Below are 4685 nucleotides of genomic sequence, written 5' to 3'. Positions count from 1 at the left end.
TTGCAGTAAATCGGAGGATGACTTGTCTTGTGAAATAATCTTTGGCGTCATGTCTCCTATTTTATGACACTTTGTGCACTCTGCTTACTTTTTTTTCTCTGCTACCCCTACTTATTGAGCGGATACCAATTATTGTTACTCAAAACTGTGATTTAGATTGGGACTATAGCGCTAGGCAAAATCGAGATAAACCTAATAAGTTATTAAATTCTATACTTTGCTGTCAAGTATATACAGCTCAAGAAATTCGCTCCGACAAAACAGTCCAGCTCAATTCAGCAGATTGGAATTTAGTAAAATCTAATCGTTATCAGCAATACCATTTTTTGGAAAAAATACCTCTAGAATGTGAATCATCTCAGGAAGGAATACCAGAATTAACAGTAGATTTTAAAAAGATTTTTGCTATAGATGCTGATTTCTTATACCATCAAATAAATAATAATTTTGCTAAACGACGTGCTGTGCTTGAAAGTCCATATTTAGAAGACTTTTCACATCGTTATCATGACTTTCATGGGCGTGTAGCACTTCCTGCACAACATGAAAGTGAAAAGGGGGTATAAGGGGAAAATTAAGCGGGAGAAAAACGGACGGGAAATAAAAAGTAATTGACGTTTAGCTTAAGCTTCAACATATTCGCAAATAGAAACTGGTTCGGGAATAGGAAAAGCATCATCTTGTAGTCCTTCAATATGAAATGCGATCGCCTCTTTAATTAAATTTCTCACCTCTTCTAAACTTTCAGCCACAGCTACACATCCCGGTAAATCGGGAACATACGCACCGTAGCTAGTTTCACCTTTTTCAATTACAACAGCATAACGCATTAATCTTCCTCCTCTAGTTGAGATTGCCGCAAAACACTTTTAAGCGTACCAATTGGCATATCAACGCCTAAATTACCTGACACAGTGACAGTTCCAGCCTTTTCAGGGTGTTTAAATTGACGGTGACTGCCCCTTGTTCTAGCTAAATACCAACCATCATCTTCTAACATTTTAATAACTTCTCTAACTTTCATTTTTCATCTATAAAACTCATCAACTCCCACACTTTTATTCCGATAATATACTCTAACTTCAGCAACCTCTCCATTGTAACCTGCGCGACTGATAAAAAACCTCATCCTGCTCAGCTCAATCCGAAGACAATGTTTAACACGGCCAAAACAGCCGTAGCACTGGCTGCAAGCAGGACGCGATCGCCCAAACCCCCTTTTCAATTATACTACATCTATGCTACACTAACATTGTCGCTCGTGCCACCGCAGGAGGTTCCCTCATGGCAAATGCCAATATTTCCCAAAATTTCAACTTAATCATCCCCGCAGGAACCCAAATTGTCACCAAAATTGAAGTCAAAAATCCTGCAACTAACGAATCTTGGAAACCGGGATTAGTAGGTGTCATCGTTCAATCGCCTACCGACAATTCCCACGCATATTTAGTCAAACTCCCAGACGGAACACAAATTAGTCTGCGGCGGCACGAACTCAGCATCCGCAAACAATTTCAAAGCGAAGGATTGGACTCAGGAGGAGATTTTCTCGCAGAATACAACCTCTACGATTCTGTTATTTACCGCTGCATTGTTGGTTCCAGAGCCTACGGTTTGGATAACGAGCAATCCGATACAGACAGGCGCGGGATTTACCAGCCGCCGGCAATTCTTCATTGGTCGCTTTACGGCATTCCAGAACAATTGGAAAACAAGGAAAATCAGGAATGCTATTGGGAACTGCAAAAGTTTCTGGTTTTGGCACTAAAAGCTAATCCCAATGTGCTAGAATGTTTGTACACGCCTTTAGTAGAAACACTTTCTCCTGTAGCACAAGAATTGCTAGAAATTAGGGAAATCTTTCTGTCTCAATTAATTTATCAAACTTACAATAGCTACGTTTTGTCTCAATTTAAAAAAATGGAGCAAGACTTGCGGAATACAGGAGAAGTGCGATCGAAGCACGCTATGCACTTAATTCGGTTGTTGCTGTCGGGAATTACGGTGCTGAAGGAGGGGTTTGTGCCGGTGCGGGTGCAGGATTTTCGATCGCAATTGCTATCAATCCGCAACCAGGAAATCTCCTGGGATGAGGTTAATTGCTGGCGGTTGAGCTTGCACTCAGAGTTCGATCGCGCTTTTGCTGCAACTTCCTTACCGGAACGTCCTAATTACGAGAAAGCTAATCAGTTTTTGATTAAATCTCGTAAAAGTGCGATCGGAACTTGATTTATAATTCGGCGATTGAAATCGCTTCTACACAAACAAAGTCCGCCTGCGCGGACTGAAGAGAAAAATGATCGAATACATTTCTAATCTAGCCAAAATTATCTCTGTTCGACCTTACCCGCTGCTGTTTGCGACTGTCAGCGGATCGCACTTGTACGGCTTTCCTTCCGCAGATTCTGACTTCGATTTGCGGGGAGTACATATCTTGCCGCTACCGAAAGTAATTGGACTGATTTCGGGAGAAGAAACAATCGAAGTTTCGGAAGTTCGGGAGAAAATGGAACTCGATTTAGTCACTCACGATATTAAAAAGTTTCTTGAGTTGCTGTTGAAGCGCAACGGCTACGTGTTGGAACAACTGTATTCGCCGCTCATAGTTTACACTACCAAGGAACACGAAGAGTTAAAAGAACTGGCATCGAACTGCATCACCAAGCACCACAGCCACCACTATCTCGGTTTTGCTCAGACTCAATGGAGATTGTTTGAGAAACAAAGCCCGCGTCGGGTTAAGCCGCTGCTGTACGTTTACCGGGTGTTGCTGGCGGGGATTCATTTGATGCAAACGGGGGAAGTTGAGGCGAATTTGGTTAAACTAAATCAGGAGTTCCAGTTACCGTATATTCCCGATTTGATCGATCGCAAACTGGCTGGTGCGGAAAAATCTGTGCTGGAGGATACAGATATTGAATTTTATCAGCAGGAGCGCGATCGGCTAATCAATGTATTAGAAGAGGCAAGTTTGACAAGTCATTTGCCGTCAAATCCTGATGCAAAGGTTGCTCTTAGTGAATTCTTGGTAAAGGTGAGAATGTCATCTGTGAACTAAGCTGTTCTACTTCTAATTACTCGTTTGGTGCGCGAAAGATTGCAGAACCTCTATTCCCACACACACTAATACCAAAAAACCGGGTTTTTGATTGTGATTGAAGACCAAAATGCAGTATTTTCGTCTTCCATCAAACCCGGTTGTAAGGATCGAAAACTTAATAACTTAAACACCTTCTACAGTCTTCTCTCCTGTAAGTTGCAAGAAAGAAGGAGGCAGAGCCTCGCCTATCTGCATTACCAGGCAGAGCCTGGTAACGAGCAATTTCAAGGCTAGAATGCAGTATTTTCGTCTTCCATCAAACCCGGTTGTAAGTGATTTACCTTGAGATATTTGTGTTGGCTCGTGCGCTGAGGGCGGGTATGCCGATATTTTCATTTGCGGTAACTTGTGTGTTTTTTCCTGGTATGTAAATATTCCAAGTTGCCCCGCCTAAAGATGTCTTGATATATGAAGTCAATGCGTGAATAAATACGACGATGCCGAGCATTTCTAATGACTCTTCAATGGTTACTATTATCTGGTAAAGTATATTATCCTCTCCCGCTGTAGAAGATCGGTATGCCCCTACCAATTCCATCCCTAGCGCTCCTCCAATATAAAGAGCGGTTGCTGCAACAAACAATTTTCTTGTAGGAACAGGAAGGTGGAACAGAAACTTAGTGTAGGATAAGAGAAATATCACTACTAGAATACCGATCGGCACAACCCAAGTAAAGTAAAGAATTCCTGTGGCATTTAGCATGGTTCGCATCGGTAGTATCAGTTTTTCGTGCAATTGACCAGCTTCGTCTGCAGCTAGATATACAAATATGAATGATAAAACTTTCCAGTAATTCTTGTAGCGACAACTATCCAAATTTTTCACATAGGCGATCGTACCCAGCAAGAAAGAACAAAACAGCAATGCCAAAGCTGAGTATGCGGTTGGAATGTTCCGCTCGGAATCCACGCCGAATGCCCTTACTAAGTAGTTGTCCGGCGATACACCAGGCAACAAGTACGCAGCCATCTGACTTAAGAAAGATATTACAACCAGACAGGTGACTACTCTCAGCAAAAATTGGGTGATAGTCCCTGGAGCTAGAGGAATTTGAAATTTCATGTTTTCTTAACCGTTTGTTTAATTTTGGATTAAGCATATGTTATCCCAAAAATTTTTTTCTCGGTATATCTACGGGCATAGATGAGTCATCGCGGTGAAGAGTTTATTTTTTTTATTGTAAAATTATAGCTTGATTAAGAAATGTAGCAGATATCGATCGCCCGCAAGTTTATTCGTGCAAATTAACAAAAATTTAATTATTGAAAGGTAAATTAGAGATATCGAAAAATGAAGCTGAAATCCTGACTGCGGTTGAGTAGAGCTCTACATTCGATCGATCTGTGACAGAGAAACTCGGCTTCAGACAGCCGATCGCCCTAAGTACCTAGGATTTCTGCCATCAAAGGCGATCGCCAATCTCAGTGAAAACTCTGAGATCGAACAAGAGGCAGAATTAACCGGACATTAACACTCCTAAGTACATTAAGACCGAAGAAACCGGGTTTTTTACCAGATATTTCTGTCAAAACACATAATTTTCGTCCATCAAACCCGATTTCCGATCGCCCATGTCTCCAAGAC

6 protein-coding genes are annotated in these 4685 nt (G+C 41.6%); 3 read left to right on the top strand and 3 right to left on the bottom strand.

Annotated features, from left to right (window positions below):
- Positions 1-326: 326 nt before the first annotated feature.
- On the top strand, positions 327-566 hold the full coding sequence (locus WBA89_RS21910) for a hypothetical protein (protein WP_424409426.1): 240 nt from the start codon (positions 327-329) through the stop codon (positions 564-566).
- A 57-nt stretch (positions 567-623) separates the two neighbouring features.
- On the opposite strand, the gene WBA89_RS21905 is transcribed toward WBA89_RS21910, so the two are convergent.
- On the bottom strand, positions 624-830 hold the full coding sequence (locus tag WBA89_RS21905; RefSeq protein ID WP_424409425.1) for a type II toxin-antitoxin system HicB family antitoxin: 207 nt from the start codon (positions 828-830) through the stop codon (positions 624-626).
- Entirely contained in the window at positions 830-1024 is a 195-nt protein-coding gene (locus WBA89_RS21900; protein ID WP_424409424.1) for a type II toxin-antitoxin system HicA family toxin, read from the bottom strand. Before WBA89_RS21900 ends, WBA89_RS21905 begins: the two co-directional genes overlap by 1 nt.
- 260 nt (positions 1025-1284) lie before the next feature.
- Between WBA89_RS21900 and WBA89_RS21895 the strand changes: the two genes are divergently transcribed.
- Together WBA89_RS21895 and WBA89_RS21890 are read left to right on the top strand one after the other, a co-directional pair.
- On the top strand, positions 1285-2229 hold the full coding sequence (locus WBA89_RS21895; RefSeq protein ID WP_424409423.1) for a nucleotidyltransferase domain-containing protein: 945 nt from the start codon (positions 1285-1287) through the stop codon (positions 2227-2229).
- Positions 2230-2296: 67 nt separating this feature from the next.
- Positions 2297-3058, top strand: a complete 762-nt coding sequence (locus WBA89_RS21890; protein WP_424409421.1) for a nucleotidyltransferase domain-containing protein — start codon at positions 2297-2299, stop codon at positions 3056-3058.
- Positions 3059-3377: 319 nt separating this feature from the next.
- Here the strand turns inward: WBA89_RS21890 and WBA89_RS21885 are convergent, their stop codons facing one another.
- A complete protein-coding gene (locus tag WBA89_RS21885; RefSeq protein ID WP_424409419.1) occupies positions 3378-4163 on the bottom strand; it encodes a hypothetical protein in 786 nt (261 codons plus the stop codon).
- Positions 4164-4685: the final 522 nt, after the last annotated feature.

Origin of the sequence: Microcoleus sp. (genome assembly GCF_049646505.1) — a bacterium.
Classification (GTDB): Bacteria; Cyanobacteriota; Cyanobacteriia; order Cyanobacteriales; family Microcoleaceae; genus Microcoleus.
Note: the sequence above shows the minus strand (reverse complement) of the source record. Positions and strands in the feature narration are given on the sequence as shown.

Bases quoted from the DNA above. Each gene is read 5' to 3' on its own strand.
- WBA89_RS21905 (WP_424409425.1), bottom strand. From the start codon at position 830: ATGCGTTATGCTGTTGTAATTGAAAAAGGTGAAACTAGCTACGGTGCG.
- WBA89_RS21900 (WP_424409424.1), bottom strand. From the start codon at position 1,024: ATGAAAGTTAGAGAAGTTATTAAAATGTTAGAAGATGATGGTTGGTAT.
- WBA89_RS21895 (WP_424409423.1), top strand. From the start codon at position 1,285: ATGGCAAATGCCAATATTTCCCAAAATTTCAACTTAATCATCCCCGCA.
- WBA89_RS21890 (WP_424409421.1), top strand. From the start codon at position 2,297: ATGATCGAATACATTTCTAATCTAGCCAAAATTATCTCTGTTCGACCT.
- WBA89_RS21885 (WP_424409419.1), bottom strand. From the start codon at position 4,163: ATGAAATTTCAAATTCCTCTAGCTCCAGGGACTATCACCCAATTTTTG.